15 protein-coding genes are annotated in these 17413 nt (G+C 64.2%); 12 read left to right on the top strand and 3 right to left on the bottom strand.

All coding sequences use genetic code 11. The annotated features are described in order from the left end of the window. The first annotated feature begins 4 nt into the window (after positions 1–4). Positions 5–799 (top strand): ethanolamine ammonia-lyase subunit EutC, encoded by a 795-nt coding sequence (gene eutC, locus H8B02_RS01920; RefSeq protein ID WP_229164494.1) that lies wholly within the window; start codon positions 5–7, stop codon positions 797–799. A gap of 197 nt (positions 800–996) precedes the next feature. Then, positions 997–3381, top strand: coding sequence for an efflux RND transporter permease subunit (locus H8B02_RS01925; protein WP_229164496.1), 2385 nt, complete (start codon positions 997–999; stop codon positions 3379–3381). A gap of 92 nt (positions 3382–3473) precedes the next feature. Here the strand turns inward: H8B02_RS01925 and H8B02_RS01930 are convergent, their stop codons facing one another. Continuing rightward, entirely contained in the window at positions 3474–3977 is a 504-nt protein-coding gene (locus H8B02_RS01930) for a hypothetical protein (RefSeq protein ID WP_207836402.1), read from the bottom strand. A 405-nt stretch (positions 3978–4382) separates the two neighbouring features. On the opposite strand from H8B02_RS01930, the gene H8B02_RS01935 reads away from it, so the two are divergent. The 10 genes from H8B02_RS01935 (at position 4383) to H8B02_RS01980 (ending at position 15119) form a co-directional block, all read left to right on the top strand. Then, on the top strand, positions 4383–4619 hold the full coding sequence (locus H8B02_RS01935) for a hypothetical protein (RefSeq protein ID WP_097670565.1): 237 nt from the start codon (positions 4383–4385) through the stop codon (positions 4617–4619). Positions 4620–4814: 195 nt separating this feature from the next. Further along, positions 4815–5693, top strand: a complete 879-nt coding sequence (gene hpnC / locus H8B02_RS01940) for a squalene synthase HpnC (RefSeq protein WP_229164498.1) — start codon at positions 4815–4817, stop codon at positions 5691–5693. Next, complete coding sequence (gene hpnD / locus H8B02_RS01945) at positions 5690–6526, top strand: presqualene diphosphate synthase HpnD (RefSeq protein ID WP_229164504.1); 837 nt, start codon at positions 5690–5692, stop codon at positions 6524–6526. The genes hpnC and hpnD overlap by 4 nt, the downstream gene beginning before the upstream one ends. Beyond that, positions 6526–7776 (top strand): hydroxysqualene dehydroxylase HpnE, encoded by a 1251-nt coding sequence (hpnE, locus tag H8B02_RS01950; RefSeq protein ID WP_229164505.1) that lies wholly within the window; start codon positions 6526–6528, stop codon positions 7774–7776. The genes hpnD and hpnE overlap by 1 nt, the downstream gene beginning before the upstream one ends. 165 nt (positions 7777–7941) lie before the next feature. Beyond that, positions 7942–9903: a squalene--hopene cyclase gene (gene shc, locus H8B02_RS01955; protein ID WP_229164506.1), complete on the top strand. Its 1962-nt coding sequence runs from the start codon at positions 7942–7944 to the stop codon at positions 9901–9903. Then, entirely contained in the window at positions 9900–10655 is a 756-nt protein-coding gene (locus H8B02_RS01960; RefSeq protein ID WP_376711585.1) for a phosphorylase, read from the top strand. Before shc ends, H8B02_RS01960 begins: the two co-directional genes overlap by 4 nt. 385 nt (positions 10656–11040) lie before the next feature. Further along, entirely contained in the window at positions 11041–11685 is a 645-nt protein-coding gene (locus H8B02_RS01965; protein WP_229164508.1) for a TetR/AcrR family transcriptional regulator, read from the top strand. Further along, positions 11682–13370: an acyl-CoA dehydrogenase family protein gene (locus H8B02_RS01970; protein WP_229164510.1), complete on the top strand. Its 1689-nt coding sequence runs from the start codon at positions 11682–11684 to the stop codon at positions 13368–13370. The genes H8B02_RS01965 and H8B02_RS01970 overlap by 4 nt, the downstream gene beginning before the upstream one ends. Positions 13371–13383: 13 nt before the next feature. Beyond that, entirely contained in the window at positions 13384–14226 is an 843-nt protein-coding gene (locus H8B02_RS01975; RefSeq protein WP_229164512.1) for a class II aldolase/adducin family protein, read from the top strand. Continuing rightward, positions 14223–15119, top strand: coding sequence for a Rossmann-like and DUF2520 domain-containing protein (locus H8B02_RS01980; protein ID WP_229164514.1), 897 nt, complete (start codon positions 14223–14225; stop codon positions 15117–15119). Before H8B02_RS01975 ends, H8B02_RS01980 begins: the two co-directional genes overlap by 4 nt. Before the next feature lie 68 nt (positions 15120–15187). Here H8B02_RS01980 and hpnH read toward each other — a convergent pair whose 3' ends face one another. Both hpnH and ispH read right to left on the bottom strand, forming a co-directional pair. Next, on the bottom strand, positions 15188–16348 hold the full coding sequence (gene hpnH, locus H8B02_RS01985) for an adenosyl-hopene transferase HpnH (RefSeq protein WP_229164515.1): 1161 nt from the start codon (positions 16346–16348) through the stop codon (positions 15188–15190). Positions 16349–16393: 45 nt separating this feature from the next. Continuing rightward, on the bottom strand, positions 16394–17320 hold the full coding sequence (ispH, locus tag H8B02_RS01990; RefSeq protein ID WP_092125121.1) for a 4-hydroxy-3-methylbut-2-enyl diphosphate reductase: 927 nt from the start codon (positions 17318–17320) through the stop codon (positions 16394–16396). Positions 17321–17413 lie beyond the last annotated feature (93 nt).

Genomic DNA, 17413 nt, shown 5'->3' on the forward strand with positions numbered 1-17413 from the left:
CAGCATGACGACACCGCCGGCGCCATCGTCCCCGTCGCTTCCCGATCTGCGCGACCTCACGCCGGCGCGCGTCGGTCTCGGCCGGTTCGGGGCCAGCCTGCCGACCGATGCGCTGCTCTCGTTCACGCTCGACCACGCCCGCGCTCGCGACGCCGTTCACGCACCCTTCGATGTCGGCGGCATTACGGCCGGTCTTGCCAGCCTTGGCATCACGCCGCGCGAGGTGTCGAGCCAGGCGCCCGGCCGGCGCGACTATCTGCGCCGGCCCGATCTCGGACGCATGCTGGACTCCGCATCGCGACGGTCGCTGGAAGGGTGCGGCATCACCGCATGCTCCTGCGCGATTGTGATCGGCGACGGCCTGTCGCCGACCGCGGTCAATGTGCACGCCGTTGAATTGATCCGGCACCTCGTGCCGCGGCTTGCAGCCGACGGGATCGACACCGGTGCAGTGGTCGTCGCGTCAGGCGCGCGCGTCGCCCTCGGTGACGAGATCGGCGCCATCATCGGTGCACGCATGCTGGTGATGCTGATCGGCGAGCGGCCCGGCCTGTCCGCGCCCGACAGCCTTGGCGCCTATCTCACCTTCGCGCCGCGGATCGGCCTCACCGATGCCGACCGCAACTGCATCTCCAACATCCACCGTGCCGGGCTGAGCTATGCGGAAGCTGCACTCAGGATCTCGTGGCTTGTGCGCGAGGGGCTGGCACGCCAGATCACCGGGGTCGCGTTGAAAGATGAAAGCGGCGGTGGATCGTCACAGAATGCGCTACCGGGGTGTGACAAATCAGATACTTAATAGCGGGGATCGGCGGTTCCCCGCGCATTTGGTTCTACCCTCGCGCTTGCGAGCAAAGGTGCAGACAGGTAAAACACGCGCCGGTCAATATTCGCGTGTTTTCAAGGACTAGCGCCGATAAGCCGCGCTCACCCGCCTCATTCGCGCCCCTCGACCCAAGCTAGATAGATTGAGCCGTTTTCAGAACTGGACAGGGCATGCTCGAAAAGAACTCCGAAAGTCAGGTCCACGTCGAGAAGGTCGAAGAGCCGCGGTCGGGGACCAGCATCGCATTCGGGCTGGAGCGTATCGGCCTGATCGCGATCAAGGCGCCGATCCTGTCTGTGGTCATCCTGCTGGCGCTGATGGTTGCGGCCGTTTTCGGCATCGAGCGCATCAAGATCGACGACTCGCTCAGCCAGTTGTTCCGTTCCAATTCCAAGGACTACAAACAGTACGAAGCGGTCACCAAACGCTTCCCGGCAACCGAGTTCGACGTGCTGGTCGTGATCGAGGGCAAGACACTCCTTGCGCGCGAGAACCTCGAAAAGATCCGGGACACGGTCACCGACCTGCAGCTGGTCGAGGGCGTGCGCGGCCTGGTGTCGCTTTTTTCGGCGCGCCAGGCGCCCGAGCCCGGCAAATTGCCGGCCGCGCTGTTCCCCTCCGAGCTGCCGCAAGGCGCCGCCTACGACAAATTCGTCGAGACCGTCAAATCCAACGAGATCATTCGCGGCAAGCTGTTGTCCGAGGATGGAACGCTAGCACTGATCGTGTTGTCGCTCGAGCCTGAGGTTGTCGGCAGCAACAAGCTCACCAAGGTCGTCGCGGACATGAGAAAGATCATGGCCGATGATCTCAGCGGGAGCGGGCTCAACGCCCAGCTCTCCGGCGTTCCGGTCATGCAGCTCGAAATCCGCAACGCGGTCAAGCGCGACGGGCTGACCTACAATATCCTCGGCATTCTGGCTGGCTGCATTATCGCCATCATCTTCTTCCGCAAGATATCATTCATGGTGATCGCCGCGTTCCCGCCGATCATTGCGATCCTTCTCGCGCTAGGCGGCCTCGGCTGGGCCGGCTTCAATCTCAACATGTTCCTGAACGTGATGACGCCGCTCATCATGGTGATCAGCTTCTCCGACTCGATGCAGCTGACGTTCGCGGCGCGAGACCGCCTGATCGCCGGCCAGGACAAGTACACGGCGTTCAGGAACGCGGTGATGGTGGTCGGCCCGGCTTGCGTGCTTACACATGGCACCGCCGGCATCTCGTTCATCGCGCTGCAATTCTCGGATTCCGACCTGATCCGCAAATTCGGTGAAGCCGGGCTCGCGGCCACGATCATCGCGCTAATTGCGGTGCTCTCGCTGGTGCCTGCGTTCGGAGTGCTTCTGGTACGCAACGAAAAAGTCTTCGCGGTAAAATTCCAGGGCGCTGACGCCGGTGTGCAGGCGTTGCGCAATTTCTGCTACTGGATCGCGGTGCGCATGGTGGGCCGGCCCGGGCTGTTCAGTCTGATCGCAGTGATCGTGGTCGGCGGGCTCGGCATCATCTATGCCAATCTCGAGCCGCGCTACCGGCTCGCCGACCAGGTTCCGGACAAGCGGCAGGCGGTGGCGGCGTCGAGCCGGCTCGACGCCAAGCTGACCGGCGCCAATCCAGTCGATGTGCTGATCGAATTCCCCAAGGGCCAATCGCTCTACTCGCCGGAGACCTTGAAGACGATCGCCGAAGTCCACGCGATGGTCGAAACCGCGGCGGGCGTCGGCAACGTCTGGTCGCTGGAAACCCTGCGCCGATGGCTCGCTGAAAAGGCCGGCAGCAATGACGTCGCGACGCTGAAGGAATATGTCGGCGTGATCCCCGAGCATCTGGTGCGCCGTTTCATCTCGGCGGATCAGGATGCGGTCGTGGTATCGGGCCGGGTCCCGGATCTCGACTCGAGCCAGCTGCTTCCGGTCGTGAACAAGCTGGACAGCTCGCTGGACAAGGTCCGCGTCGAGCATCCCGGTTACGAGATCGCGGTCACCGGCCTGTCGGTGATCGCCGCGCGCAACAGCGCCAACATGATCGAAAAACTTAACCGTGGCCTGACCGTCGAATTCTTACTGGTCGCGATCTTCATCGGGCTCGCGTTCCGCTCGGTCGTGGTGATGTTCTCCTGCATCCTGCCGGGCATCTTCCCCGTGGTGCTGTCAGGCACCGTGCTGTGGCTGCTCGGGGAAGGGCTGCAATTCGCCAGCGTGGTGGCGTTGACCGTGTCGTTCGGCCTCGGGCTGAGCGCCACCATCCACTTCCTCAATCGCCTGCGGCTGGAGACCAAGCCGGGCGTCACGCCGGAACTTGCGGTGGAGCGTGCCACCGTACTGGTTGGGCCCGCGCTGATCCTGACCACGGTGGTGTTGGCCTGCGGCCTCGTCGTCACCGTGTTCTCCGACCTGCCGTCGTTGCGCCTGTTCGGCTGGCTCAGCGCGTTCTCGATGGTCGCAGCCCTGGTCGCGGACCTCTTTATCCTGCGGCCGACCTCGATGTTCCTGATCAACCTGTCGCAGAAGCTCCGCGGCAAGGGCGGGCAGCCGGCGCCGATCGAAAAGGCCTGATCGACGGGCAACAAAGACTCGCAACAAAAAGCCCGGTTCCGAAGCGCTCGGAACCGGGCTTTTTTGTTTGCCTGCCAAATCGGCCGGAGGCGTCAGGTCTTCGTCATCGTGATCGTGACGCCGCGGATCTCGCCCTTGGAGTCGATCTGCACCACCTGCTTGGAGCCGTTGGTCTGCAGGTTCAGGTTGGCGGCAAAGCCGGAGGCCTCGACGAACACGTCGATCCGCCCGCCGCCTGCGGTGCCCTGCAAATTACCGAAGATGTTGCGGCTGGCCTCGCTCCAGTTGCCGGAGATCCGGTCGCCCTGGCTGGTGACGTCGCTGGAGAGGTCGAACTTGTAGCTGTCGCTGGCGCAATGCAGCGACTGCTTCAGGTTCATGCCCGATGGCGCTACCTTGTAATCCGCCTTGCAACGAATCCGTTCGGTCGTGCCGTTGGACAACGCCACCGTGCCCGTTCCGGTCCACGAGCCGGCAAAACCGGCAAATGGACCGTTGGCCTGGGCATGGACTGCGGAGGCAGACAGCATCAGTGCGGCACCGACGCCCACAGCTCTGAGGGCCTGACCATAAAGGCTGGAACCAAACAGTTTCATTGTGAATTTTCCCATCAAAATCAACGCCTCTTTCGCAAGAAAGCGTCTCGCCGCATCGAAGGTTTAGTGTCACCCAAGAATGTTAGGTTCAAACGACAGAAGCGGCGCGCGCGAGCCCTGTTGTCATCGAACAGAATCAGAAACCATTGGCCTCATGATGGCATGTAGCTTTGCGCGAGTGTGATCCGCAATACCCAAACGCGACAAAGTGATGGCATGAATCGCTATGTTAAATCAATGGCTTAAGCGGGGGTTTACAGCGCCGCAAATTTAGCCGCATTTAGCAGTGCTTGTCGTCGGTCCGTTGCCGCGTTACGTGGCGTCTGCAATCCCCAAAATCCGTCCCGGCCATGCCGAAACGCGTTTCGGGAACAGATTTTCTGCTGTCGGAAATGAAGGAATACGATGCGTAAATTTCTCCTGGCTGTTGCCGTGTTGTCGATCCCGCTCTCGTCCAGCGCCTTCGCCCAGCAGCAAGGGCGCGGTACGCCCGATGAGCAGAAGGCCTGCACGCGTGACGTGCAGCGTCACTGCCGTTCCGTGATCGATCAGGGCGACTTCACCATCCTCGCCTGTCTGCAGCAGAACCGCAGCAAGATCAGCGCCGCCTGCGACCAGGTGCTGAAGACCCACGGCCAATAAGACCGAATTCAGGTCTCAGGGACCGCTATCAATGCCGCGGCTGGCAGCCATGCCGGCCGCGGTCACATATGCTGGCGGTCACAGATAGCATTGGTTTTGGTGGCGTATTCCCCTATATGGGGCTCGCAAATCCCCCGCATGCGCCTGACCGTCCGCGCCTGCGTCGTGCCATGACCAGTGTAGCCCAAATTTCCCATGACCACCGCGAGCGACCTGCGATCCGGAAAGACCCACCGCGACGAGAATTTTCCGGTCGCGTCGTGGATCATTCATCCGCGGCATCGTGCCTTGATCCTGGCTTTCTATAATTTCGTCCGCACCGCCGACGATATCGCCGATCACGCCACGCTGCCGGCCGAGGAGAAGCTGCGGTATCTCGACCTCATGGAGGCCGAGCTGCTCGGCAATGGCGATAGCCAGAAGGAAGCGGTCAGCCTGCGCCGTGCCTTCGCCGAGCGCGGCATGCCGCCGCGGCATGCGCTCGACGTGCTGGTGGCGTTCCGCCTCGACGTCACCAAGCTGCGCTACGAAAACTGGGACGACGTGATCGACTACTGCCGTTACTCGGCGATGCCGGTCGGACGCTTCATGCTCGACGTGCATGGCGAGGATATTTCGACCTGGGCGGCGTCGGACGCGCTTTGCGCCGGATTGCAGATCAACAACCATCTGCAGGACTGCGGCAAGGACTACCGGAACCTGAACCGCGTCTATCTGCCGCGCGATGCGTTGGCCGCTACGGGTGCGACCGTCGAGATGCTCGGCGAGGCGAAGTCGCAGCCGGCCCTGCTCAAATGCCTGCAGGCGCTCGCGCTGCGCACCGCGGCGCTGCTCGACCAGAGCAAGTCGCTCGCCGCCGAAGTGAAGGATTTCCGGCTCGGGCTCGAGATCTCGGTGATCCAGGCGTTCGCCGACAAGATCGTGAACATACTGAAGGTGCGCGATCCGCTCAGCGAGCGCGTGCATCTGAGCCCGGTCGAATTGCTGTTGCAGAGCCTTGGCGGCGTCGCCGGCGAGACCGCGCGGCGGGCGATCGGACGGCGTGCGGTCTCCAAGACGGCGGCAGGGGCATGAGTGCTGAGGCGGCGGCCAACGCAAATTACGGAAGCACCGCGTCGGGCAGCTCGTTCTATGCCGCGATGCGCATCCTGCCGCACGCGCAGCGCGAGGCGATGTTCCAGATCTACAGCTTCTGCCGGCAGGTCGACGACATCGCCGATTCCGACGGTCCGCGGCCGGAGCGCCTGGCCGCCTTGCAGCAGTGGCGCGACGATATCGACGCGCTGTATGCGGGGCATCCGCCGGAGCGGCTGAGGGACTATGTCGCGTCGGTGAAGGCCTTCGGCCTCAAGCGCGAGGATTTCGTCGCGATCGTCGACGGCATGGAGATGGACGTGCCGCAGGACATCCGCGCGCCTGATCTCGCGACGCTCGACCTGTATTGCGATCGCGTCGCGAGCGCGGTCGGCCGGCTATCGGTGCGCGTGTTCGGCCTGCCCGAGGAGGACGGCATCCAGCTCGCCTACCATCTGGGCCGCGCGCTGCAGCTCACCAACATCCTGCGCGACATCGACGAGGATGCCGGTCTCGGCCGGCTCTATCTGCCGCGCGAATGGCTCTGGCACGCCGGCATCACCAACAACGACCCGGCCCGCGTCACCGCCGACCGCGCGCTGCCGAAAGTCTGCGCGCCGCTTGCCGAGCGCGCCAAGATGCACTTCCAGAAGTCCGACGAGATCATGAAGCGCAATTCGCGCCGCGCCGTGCGCGCGCCGCGGATCATGTCGAAATACTACCGCGCGATCCTCGATCTCCTGATCGCGCGCGGCTTCGCCGCTCCGCGTGAGCCGGTGCGTGTGTCCAAGGCAGCCAAGATCGGCATTCTTCTTCGTTACGCGATCATCTGATGCAAAAGACCGTTCATATCATCGGTGCCGGTATTTCTGGCCTCTCCGCGGCCGTGCGGCTCGCCAATGGCGGCTACAAGGTTGCCGTCCACGAGGCGACGCAGCAGGCCGGCGGCCGCTGCCGCTCCTATTTCGACGCTGCAACCAATCTCACCATCGACAACGGCAACCATCTGCTGCTGTCGGGCAACCGCCACGCGCTGAGCTACGCGCGTTCGATCGGCACCGAGGCAGGCCTCGTGGGACCTGCGCGCGCGCAGTTTCCGTTCGTCGATCTGGCCTCCGGCCAGCGCTGGCAGCTCGACCTCGGCGATTCCCGCCTGCCTCTGTGGGTGTTCGACGAGGCGCGCCGCGTTCCCGACACCGGCCTGCGCGATTATCTCGCATTGGCGCCGCTGGCCTGGGCCGGCACCGACGCGCTGGTCGGCAACACGATTCCCTGCAAGGGCACGCTGTATGACCGCCTGGTGCAGCCGCTGCTGCTCGCCGCATTGAACGTCGATCCGCCGGAGGGCTCGGCCGGGCTTGCCGGCGCCATCGTGCGCGAGACGCTGCTCGCCGGCGGGCAGGCCTGCCGTCCGCTGATCGCGCGCGACGGCCTGAGCTCGGTGCTGATCGAGCCGGCCGTGAAGCTGCTGCAGGAGCGGGGCCACAGCGTCCAGTTCAGTCACGAATTGCGTACGCTTGGCATATCGGGTGATCGCATCAGTGAGCTCGACTTCGGCGGTGGCGACAAGATCACGCTGGCGGCCGACGATGCCGTGGTGCTCGCGGTGCCGCCGCGCGCCGCGGCAACCCTGCTGCCCGGCCTGAAAACCCCGACCAAATTCCGTGCCATCGTGAACGCGCATTTCCGCGTCGATCCACCGCGCGACGCCGCGCCCATTCTCGGCGTGGTCGGCGGCCTCGTGGAGTGGCTGTTCGCGTTCCCGCAGCGGCTTTCGGTGACGATCAGCAACGGCGACCGCCTGGTCGATATGCCGCGCGAGGAGCTCGCGCAGGCGATCTGGCGGGACATCTGCAAGGCATCCGGCGTTTCCGGCGACTTGCCGCCGTGGCAGATCGTGCGCGAGCGCCGCGCCACATTTGAGGCGACGCCGGAACAGAACGCCCTGCGTCCGGGGCCCGGAACGGCGCAAAAAAACCTGTTCCTTGCCGGCGACTGGACTGCTACCGGGTTGCCGGCAACCATCGAGGGGTCGGTGCGGTCGGGTGATCGCGCCGCAGATCTGGTTCTGGTCAGGCGCTAGATTCGACCGATTGGAGCGTTTTCGAGCGAAGTGGTTACCGGTTCGCGTGAAGAAAACGCGACCAAACAAACGGACAAGAGCGTGATCCGATGCAATCGGATCATGCTCTGGAGCGAGCCGCGGCTTTCGATCAGCCGGCCCGCAATGAAGAGGATATCGAGCGAAATGCTTTCGAGAGATCACAGCGTCGCAGTCGATCCGGTCGCGCTGGAGAAGAGCATCTCCAAGGCAACCGAAGCGCTGCTCGGCTATCGCCAGTCCGACGGGCACTGGATATTCGAGCTCGAGGCCGACAGCACCATTCCGGCCGAGTACATCCTGCTGCGTCACTACCTGGCCGAGCCCGTCGACGCCGCGCTCGAGGCCAAGCTCGGCAACTATCTGCGCCGCGTCCAGGGCGCGCATGGCGGCTGGCCGCTGGTGCATGACGGCCCGTTCGACATGAGCGCCAGCGTGAAGTCGTACTTCGCGCTGAAGATGATCGGCGACTCCGTCGACGCGCCGCACATGGTACGGGCGCGCGAGGCGATCCGTTCGCGCGGCGGGGCTTCGGGCAGCAACGTGTTCACGCGCTTCATGCTTGCGCTCTATGGCGTCGTGACCTGGCGCGCGACGCCGGTGCTGCCGATCGAGATCATGCTGCTGCCGATGTGGTCGCCGTTCCACATCAACAAGATCTCCTACTGGGCGCGCACCACCATGGTGCCGCTGATGGTGCTCGCCGCGCTGAAGCCGCGTGCCAAGAATCCGAAGGGCGTCGGCATCGACGAATTGTTCCTGGAGGATCCGAAATCGGTCCGCATGGCGCCGAAGGCGCCGCATCAGAGCGCGAGCTGGTTCTATCTGTTCCGCTCGCTCGACGCCGTGCTGCGCGTGATCGAGCCGATGTTTCCGAAGCGCCTGCGCCAGCGCGCGATCGACGCCGCGCTCGCCTTCACCGAAGAGCGGTTGAACGGCGAAGACGGCATGGGCGCGATCTATCCGCCGATGGCCAACATCGTCATGATGTATGAGGCGCTCGGCAAGGACGAGAATTTCCCGCCGCGCGCCGTCACCCGCCGCGGCATCGACAAGCTGCTGGTGGTCGGCGAGCACGAGGCCTATTGCCAGCCCTGCGTCTCGCCGGTGTGGGACACCGCGCTGACCTGTCACGCGCTGCAGGAAGCGGGCAGCGACGATACGCTCGCCAAGGCCAAGCAGGGGCTCGACTGGCTGAAGCCGCGCCAGGTGCTGGAGCTGAAGGGCGACTGGGCGGTCAAGGCGCCGGATGTCCGCCCCGGCGGCTGGGCGTTCCAGTACAACAACGACCACTATCCCGATCTCGACGACACCGCGGTGGTCGTGATGGCGATGGATCGCGCGCGGCGTCATACCGGAACCCGGGAGTACGACGAGGCGATCGCGCGTGGCCGCGAGTGGATCGAGGGGCTGCAGAGTCGCGACGGCGGCTGGGCGGCGTTCGACGCCAACAATCTCGAATATTACCTCAACAACATCCCGTTCTCCGATCACGGCGCCTTGCTCGATCCGCCGACCGAGGATGTCACGGCGCGCTGCATCTCGATGCTGGGCCAACTCGGCGAGACCGCGGAGAGCAGCAAGGCGATGGCCGACGGTATCGCCTATCTGCGCCGCACCCAGCTGGCCGAGGGCTCCTGGTACGGCCGCTGGGGCCTGAATTACGTCTACGGCACCTGGTCGGTGCTCTCCGCGCTAAATGTCGCAGGGATCGATCGCAACGACCCGATGATTCGGAAAGCGGTCGATTGGCTGGCGTCAGTCCAGAATCAGGACGGTGGCTGGGGCGAGGACGCCGTCAGTTACCGGCTGGATTACAAGGGTTATGAAGTTGCGCCGTCGACCTCCTCACAAACGGCATGGGCCTTGCTTGGATTGATGGCGGCCGGAGAGGTCGAAAATCCCGCCGTTGCGCGGGGGGTGGAGTACCTAAAGGCAACACAGACGGAAAAAGGGCTGTGGGACGAGCAGCGATACACAGCTACGGGGTTTCCGCGGGTATTTTACTTGCGATATCATGGCTACTCGAAGTTCTTTCCGCTCTGGGCGCTGGCGCGGTATCGGAATTTGAGAAGCACCAATAGCAGGGTGGTAGGGGTCGGGATGTGATTGTTGAGGCGGGGGCCGCCGAGACCGTGGGCAGTAGAATTGATCCTCGGCCGGTATTGATTGTGACTGGATTGGTGCAGGAGGCCCGCATCGCAGCCGGTCCCGGCATGATCGTGATCTGCAGCTCGAGCGATCCGCAGCAGCTGCGTGAATTGCTGGCGACGCTGGATCCGACGAGCTTCCGTGGCGTGATTTCGTTCGGCGTGGCCGGCGGGCTCGATCCGTCGCTGAAGTCGGGCGACGTCGTGGTCGCGACCGAGGTGATGTCCGGCGATACCCGTTTCCTGGCCGCATCCGCCCTGAACGAAGAGATGATCGCCAGCGCCGCGCTGAAGCGCCGCCGGATCGTCCGCGGGGGGCTTGCCGGCGTCGAACAGGTGATCGCGGCGAAGGCCTGCAAGGCCGCCCTGCGCTCGATGACGGGCGCAGCCGCAGTCGACATGGAAAGCCATATCGCGGCAGCCTATGCCGCCAAGGCGGGCGTTCCGTTCGCCGCGCTGCGCGTGATCAGCGATCCCGCGCACCGGGCGCTGCCCGAGCTTGCGAAATCCGCGGTGAAGCCGAACGGCGACATCGACCTACGCAAGGTGCTGCGCGGCATCGTGCGCAATCCGCGGACGCTGCGGGCGCTGGTGTCGACCGGAATCGATTTCAATCGCGCGCTGCGCTCGCTGCGCAGCTGCCGCGGCTTCCTGCTCGGCAGCGACGTGCTGATGCCGGTGGAAGACGTGCTGGTGGCGAAGGCGGCCTGATCCAGCTGTCCCGGTCAGGACGGCGTTGCTCGCCGCACCAGGCTCAAAAACAATCAAGCTCAGAATAGAGGCCCGATCGCATCGCGATCGGGCCTTTTGCTTTGGTGCCTGATGGTTGGTTCGATGCCACGCCGATCGGGGGCCGGGCATTCAGCGGGCGATTTGCCGGGCGTGCATTTGCCGGCTTGCGGGCGGGAGACCCGCGAGGCCTGTTCCTGCCTGCGCGTGGCACGGCAAGTCTCCGACGATCCTGGAAGCCCAGCCACGGCGTCCGCGGGCGGTGTGCGCCGTCCTGCGACCTCGGATCGCCCCGTGGATGCTTGACAGATACCGGCATTCGACCGAATATGAATTATGATCCTGTATTCATGAATTAAGGTTCACTATGGCAATCGCAGCGGTTCGCCTCAACCAACTGGTCGAGACCAAGGCCCGCATTCTGGATGCCGCGAGGGCCGCCGTGGCGCTGAGTGGGTGGAAGGACGCCCAGATCGCCCTGATCGCCTCACGGGCCGGCGTGGCCACGGGCAGCGTGTATCGCTACTTCGACTCGAAGGCGGACCTGTACGCGCAGGTGCTCGCCCTGGTTTCCGAGCGCGAGGTGGCCGTCGTCGCCGCGATTGTCGAGGCGGAGGGATCCGCGTCCCAGTGTCTGGTGGACGCGATCTACACCTTCTCGGTCCGGGCGATGCGCGGCCGCCGTCTGGCCTATGCGTTGATCGCCGAACCCTGTGAGCCCGAGATCGACGCGGCGCGCCTGAAATACCGGGCGGCCCTGGCCGACCAGATCGCAAGGCTGGTTCGGCGCGGCATCGCCAACGGCGAGTTCGTCGATATCGATGCGAATGTCGCGGCATCCTGCGTGGCCGGCGCTTTCATGGAGGCGCTGGTTGGTCCGCTGGCGCCCGAAGCAGCCCCGGACTCCGACGCGGCAAAGGCGATCGCTCAGACGATAGCGGGACTTTCCGCGCGCATGCTGTTTCGCCATCCCGCGCCTGAATTGACTCCTGTATCGAGAGTTTCCGCATGAATGCGCGTGTCCAGCCAGTTGCCGTCGCGGAAGCAAAATCTAGCGCGTTCGCGACCCATGAAGTCCGCAATCAGGCGCGGCCAGCCACAGGCTTCAACGCGTTCGATGACGACCGCGCGTTGAGCGGTCTGCTCGCAAGGATGGTGCCATGGGCGAAAGACAGGCTTTCCGCGCTCGGAGCCCATGCCGGCAGCGAAGCTGTGCAGGAGGCCGCGCGGCTTGCCAATGAGCACGAGCCGAAGCTCTTGACCCACGACCGGTATGGCAACCGCAATGATTGGGTCGAATTTCATCCGGCGTGGCATCAATTGATGGCGCTGGCGTTCCAGAGCGAGGTCCATAGCCTGGCCTGGTCGACGCGCGAGCCGCATGGCCATCTGGCGCGCGCGGCGCTGAGCTATCTCTGGAATCAGATCGAGAACGGTGTCGGTTGTCCGACCGGGATGGCGTATGCCGCGATCGCCGGGTTTTCCGGCAAGCCGCAATTCAGTCTGTGGCGGGAACGAACACTGGCGGCGGATTACGATCCGCGCCGGCTTCCGATCGAGGCCAAGCGTGCGGCGGTGATCGGCTATGCGATGACCGAGAAGCAGGGTGGCTCCGATCTGCGTGAGACCCAGACCACCGCGCGCTTCGTCGAGCGCGGCGCGCATGGCGAGATCTATGCGATCAGCGGCCACAAATGGTTCTTCTCGGTGCCGGTCGCCGATGGATTCTACACGCTGGCGCGCATCCAATCCGGCGTCAGTTGCCTGTTCGTGCCGCGCCTGTTGCCGGACGGCAGCGCCAACCGCATCCACATTCAGCGCCTGAAGGACAAGTGCGGCAACCGCTCGAACGCGTCGAGCGAGATCGAGTACCACGACACGTGGTCGATCCTGGTCGGTGAGGAAGGCCGCGGTATCGCGGAGATCCTTTCGCATGCTCATTTGACGCGGCTGGATTTCGCGGTCGGCTCCGCCGGACTGATGCGGCAGGCGCTGAGCCTGGCACTGAACCACGCACAAACGCGAACCGCGTTCGGCAAGCCGATGGCCGAGCTCCCGATGCAGCGCAACGTGCTCGCCGACCTCGCACTCGAGAGCGAGGCGGCGATGCTGGGCGCATTTCGCGTCGCGCGTGCGACCGACGGCCTGCAGACGAGCGACCACGAGCGGCTGCTGGCGCGGGTCGCCACTCCCGTGGTGAAGTTCTGGAATTGCCAGCGTGCGCCGGCTTTCACCTATGAGTGCCTGCAGGTGCACGGCGGCAACGGCTTCATCATGGAGAATGCGATGGCGCGGCTCTACCGCGAGGCGCCGCTGAATTCGATCTGGGAAGGCACCTCCAACATGATGTGCATGGACGTGCTGCGCGCCATGCAACGGGATGCAAATTGTCGGGACGCGTTCGTCGACGAACTGCGTGCGAGCAGGGGCCTCAATGCGGTCTATGACCGGTGCACGGACGACCTCGCGGATCGCCTGCTGGCACGATATCCGGACGAAGGGCATGCGCGGGCGCTGGTCACCCGCATGGCGCATGCGTTGCAGGCGGCCGAGATGTTGCAGCATGGCGATGCCACCGCGGCCGATCTCTTCGTGCAATCCAGGCTTGGCGCGGACGGGATGCATGTGTTCGGCGCGCTTCCGTCGTCGGAAGGCCTTGGCAATGTCGTCGAACGCGCCTCCGTCATCCGTCACTAAGGGTCCCAGTCATATGCGTCAGACCGAAGTTTGTGCCGTCAACGACGTCAGGGCGATCGTCGGAGAAGAGGAGTGGGCGATGCGGGTCGATCTCGCGGCGTGCTACCGCCTGGTCGCGCTCTATGGAATGACCGACCTGATTTACAACCACATCAGCGCGCAGGTCCCGGGGCATGACGATCGGTATCTGATCAATCCGTACGGCATGCTCTATGAGGAGATCACGGCGTCGAGCCTCGTCAAGATCGACATCGAAGGCCGGACCTTGCTGCAGCCCGACCACGGCTACAACGTCAACGTGGCCGGCTTCTATCTGCATGCCCCGATCCATCGCGCACGGCCCGACGTGAAATGCGTTCTGCATACCCACACCCGGGCAGGGACCGCGGTCAGCACGCTTGCCGAAGGGCTGCTTCCGCTGTCGCAGACGGCGATGCGGTTTCACGGGCGGATCGGCTATCACGACTTCGAGGGACCGGCGATCGACCGCGACGAATGCGACCGGGTCGTCGCCGATCTCGGCCGCAACAACGCGCTGGTGTTGCGCAATCATGGCCTCCTGGTCTGCGGCAACACGATTCCGCAGGCGTTCAATGCGATCTACTGGCTGGAGCAGGCTTGCCGGATCCAGGTCGATGCGCTCGGCTGCGGTCGGCCGCTGCACGCGCCGAGCGAACTGGCGATCGGCAACACGGTGACCTGCTTTGCCGGCACCGAGATCACGCTGGACAATGAGCGCGACACCGATCCGGTGCTGAATGAAGCGGCCCAAAATCTGCAAGCCGGCTACGGGCTGCTGGAATGGCCGGCGCTGCGGCGCAGGCTTGACCGCATCGACGGGAGCTATGCGCAATGAGCGCGTCGCCGGCGTTGCGGATCGGCTTCATCGGTGCCGGCCGCGTGGCGCAGACGCTCGCGCCGGCGTTCGCCCGCGCGGGTCTGAACGTCGCAGCCTTCTACAACCGCGGTCTCGATGCCGCGCAGCGTCTCGGATCCCGCATCCCGTCGGCACGGCCGATGACCGACGCGCAACAGGTCGTGGATTTCTGCGACATGGTTTTCCTCACGGTAAGCGACGACGCGATCCTGCCGGTCTGCCGCGGTCTGCGCTGGGAGCCGCGTCACCGCGTGGTCCATTGCAGCGGCGCGACCGAACTGGCGGCGCTAGATCATGCGCGCTCCGCGGGCGCCGCAACCGGCGGATTTCATCCAATGCAGATGTTTGCAAATCCCGACGTCGCGCTTGAGGGGCTGCGCGGATGCACCGTCGGGATCGAGGCAGAAGGCGACTTCCGGCACGACCTTGAACGGCTCGCCACCAGCATCGGCTGCGAGCCATTGGCGCTGCCGGCCGGCGTGCGGGCGCTCTATCATGCCTCGGCCTACTATGTCGGTCCGTTCCTGATCTCGCTGCTCAAGGAAGGCGTCGAGCTCTGGAAGAGCTTCGGCGCCAGCGAGGCCGACGCGCTGCGCGCCATGATGCCGCTGCTGCGGGGCACCGTCGCGGCCGTTCTCGACGGTGGCCTCGCCAACGGCATGGGTGGCTGCGTGGCGCGTGGCGACGTTGGAACGATCGTCAAGCACCTGCGGGCCCTGGACGAACGCTTTCCTGCCTCGGGCGCGTTGTATCGCGAACTGGCGCTGCGCAATGTCCCGCTCGGGATCGAGCGTGGCACACTCAGCGCTCCGCGCGCCGCAGAGATCGAGCAGCTGCTGTTGCGAACCCGGCAAGAGCAGGCGGCATCCTGATCCACGAAAAAAGGGCCCCGGTTCGCTGAACCGAGGCCCTTCAATTTTGCGTCCGCTCACATGGAGCATCAGGCGGCGCTGGAAGCCTTCTGTTGCTGTTTGGCAGCGGCGGCCGCCGCCTCGTCGCGGCGGATATCCGAGAGCTTCTTCTGGACCTGCTCGGCGAAGATGTACTGCGCCGGACGCTGCTTCGACATGTCGATCTCCGGCGCCATCGGGCCAGTGGTCTTGATGCCGCGCAGCGCGACCCACATCGCCTTCAGCGGATTGTTGATCGCAGCAGTCGCCGCGGTCGGCTCGTAACCGCAATGGGCCATACAGTCGGCGCACTTCTCGTACTTGCCGGTGCCGTAGCTCTCCCAATCGGTGGTGTCCATCAGCTCCTTGAAGGTCTTGGCGTAGCCTTCACCGAGCAGATAGCAGGGCTTCTGCCAGCCGAAGATGTTGCGCGCCGGCATGCCCCAGGGCGTGCACTCGTATTCCTGGTTGCCGGCGAGGAAGTCGAGGAACAGGCCGGAATGCATGAAATTCCACTTCTTGCCCTTGCCGAGCGCAAAGACGTCGCGGAACAGCTTCTTGGTCTTGGTGCGGTTGAGGAAGTGCTCCTGGTCGGGCGCACGCTCATAGGCGTAACCCGGCGACATCGAGACGCCGACGCCGAGCTCGGTGGTGAAGTCGAGGAATTTGGCGATCTCCTCGGCCGGATGGCCGTCGAAGATCGTGGCGTTGACGTTGACCGTGAAGCCGCGCGCCTTCGCCGCCTTGATCGCGGAGACGGCGCGATCGAACACGCCCTTCTGCGACACCGCCTTGTCGTGATGGTCCTTCAGGCCGTCGAGATGTACCGAGAAGAACAGATAGGGCGACGGCTCGAACAGATCGAGCTTCTTCTCGAGCAGCAGCGCATTGGTGCACAGCGAGACGAACTTCTTGCGCGCCACGAGGCCGCGCACGATCTCGCCGATCTCCTTGTGGATCAGCGGCTCGCCGCCCGGGATCGCCACCATCGGTGCGCCGCATTCATCGGCCGCGTCCCAGCATTCCTGCGCGGTCATGCGGCGATTGAGGATCGCATCGGGATAATCGATCTTGCCGCAGCCAACGCAGGCAAGGTTGCAACGGAACAGGGGTTCCAGCATCAGCACGAGCGGATAGCGTTTGCGGCCAAGCAGCTTCTGCTTGATCAGATAACCGCCGATACGCATTTCCTTGAAGAACGGTATAGCCATTAGACGATTTTCTTTCTGCACTTATCAAAGGGAAGTGGGTTCAGATCAGCCCGCAGTCAGTTCGGCCGGCAGCCGGAATTCGATATTCTCTTCTCGGCCCGGAACGACCGAGACCGATACCGGTCCGATGCGCCGCAGGGCCTCGATGACATCGTCGACCAAAACTTCAGGTGCCGATGCACCCGCCGTAATGCCGACGGCCTTCGCATCCTTCAGCCAATCCGGGTTGAGCTCGCTCCCATCGGCAATGAGATAACTCGCGACACCAACCTCGGTGCCGATCTCACGAAGCCTGTTCGAGTTGGAACTATTGGCGGCCCCCACCACCAAAATGACGTCCACCAGCTTACTCAGGTCCCTTACCGCAGATTGGCGGTTCTGTGTCGCATAGCAGATATCCCTGATGTCCGGGCCTTGAATATCTGTAAATTTTGCCTGAAGGGCCGCGATAATGTCCCTGGTGTCGTCCACCGACAGGGTGGTTTGGGTGATATAGGCGACCGGGGCGTCGGTCGGCAGCCGCAATTCCGCCACATCCTGAACGCTCTGGACCAGCAGGACCGGCCCCGGGACCTGGCCCATGGTTCCCTCGACCTCGGGATGGCCGGCATGCCCGATCAGGATCAGGGCGCGGCCCCTCGAGATATAGCGCTTGCCCTGGTTGTGGACCTTGGTGACGAGCGGGCAGGTGGCATTGAGCACGGGCAGGTCGCGGGCCTCCGCCTCCTCCTCGACGCTCCTGGCGACGCCATGGGCACTGAAGACGGTCACCGCCTTGGCCGGCACTTCCGACAGGTCCTCGACGAAGATCGCGCCCTTCTTCTTCAGGCTTTCGACCACGTATTTGTTGTGAACGATCTCGTGGCGGACGTAGACCGGCGGGCCATACTTCTGCAGCGCGCGTTCGACGATTTCGATCGCGCGCACAACGCCCGCGCAAAAGCCGCGCGGCTGGGCAAGAAACACTTCCATAGGTCGTCCGTTACGCAAATTGCACCAATCTCATTCCATGCCCTGCGGCCATTTCGGCAACGCACTCCGCCCGGTCGGACGCCGCAACTTCAG

Source organism: Bradyrhizobium altum (assembly GCF_020889705.1).
Taxonomy (GTDB): domain Bacteria; phylum Pseudomonadota; class Alphaproteobacteria; order Rhizobiales; family Xanthobacteraceae; genus Bradyrhizobium; species Bradyrhizobium altum.

What these genes read in the sequence shown, in the direction of transcription:
- eutC (WP_229164494.1), top strand. Translation starts at nt 5, where the DNA reads ATGACGACACCGCCGGCGCCATCGTCCCCGTCGCTTCCCGATCTGCGC.
- H8B02_RS01925 (WP_229164496.1), top strand. Translation starts at nt 997, where the DNA reads ATGCTCGAAAAGAACTCCGAAAGTCAGGTCCACGTCGAGAAGGTCGAA.
- H8B02_RS01930 (WP_207836402.1), bottom strand. Translation starts at nt 3,977, where the DNA reads ATGAAACTGTTTGGTTCCAGCCTTTATGGTCAGGCCCTCAGAGCTGTG.
- H8B02_RS01935 (WP_097670565.1), top strand. Translation starts at nt 4,383, where the DNA reads ATGCGTAAATTTCTCCTGGCTGTTGCCGTGTTGTCGATCCCGCTCTCG.
- hpnC (WP_229164498.1), top strand. Translation starts at nt 4,815, where the DNA reads ATGACCACCGCGAGCGACCTGCGATCCGGAAAGACCCACCGCGACGAG.
- hpnD (WP_229164504.1), top strand. Translation starts at nt 5,690, where the DNA reads ATGAGTGCTGAGGCGGCGGCCAACGCAAATTACGGAAGCACCGCGTCG.
- hpnE (WP_229164505.1), top strand. Translation starts at nt 6,526, where the DNA reads ATGCAAAAGACCGTTCATATCATCGGTGCCGGTATTTCTGGCCTCTCC.
- shc (WP_229164506.1), top strand. Translation starts at nt 7,942, where the DNA reads ATGCTTTCGAGAGATCACAGCGTCGCAGTCGATCCGGTCGCGCTGGAG.
- H8B02_RS01965 (WP_229164508.1), top strand. Translation starts at nt 11,041, where the DNA reads ATGGCAATCGCAGCGGTTCGCCTCAACCAACTGGTCGAGACCAAGGCC.
- H8B02_RS01970 (WP_229164510.1), top strand. Translation starts at nt 11,682, where the DNA reads ATGAATGCGCGTGTCCAGCCAGTTGCCGTCGCGGAAGCAAAATCTAGC.
- H8B02_RS01975 (WP_229164512.1), top strand. Translation starts at nt 13,384, where the DNA reads ATGCGTCAGACCGAAGTTTGTGCCGTCAACGACGTCAGGGCGATCGTC.
- H8B02_RS01980 (WP_229164514.1), top strand. Translation starts at nt 14,223, where the DNA reads ATGAGCGCGTCGCCGGCGTTGCGGATCGGCTTCATCGGTGCCGGCCGC.
- hpnH (WP_229164515.1), bottom strand. Translation starts at nt 16,348, where the DNA reads ATGGCTATACCGTTCTTCAAGGAAATGCGTATCGGCGGTTATCTGATC.
- ispH (WP_092125121.1), bottom strand. Translation starts at nt 17,320, where the DNA reads ATGGAAGTGTTTCTTGCCCAGCCGCGCGGCTTTTGCGCGGGCGTTGTG.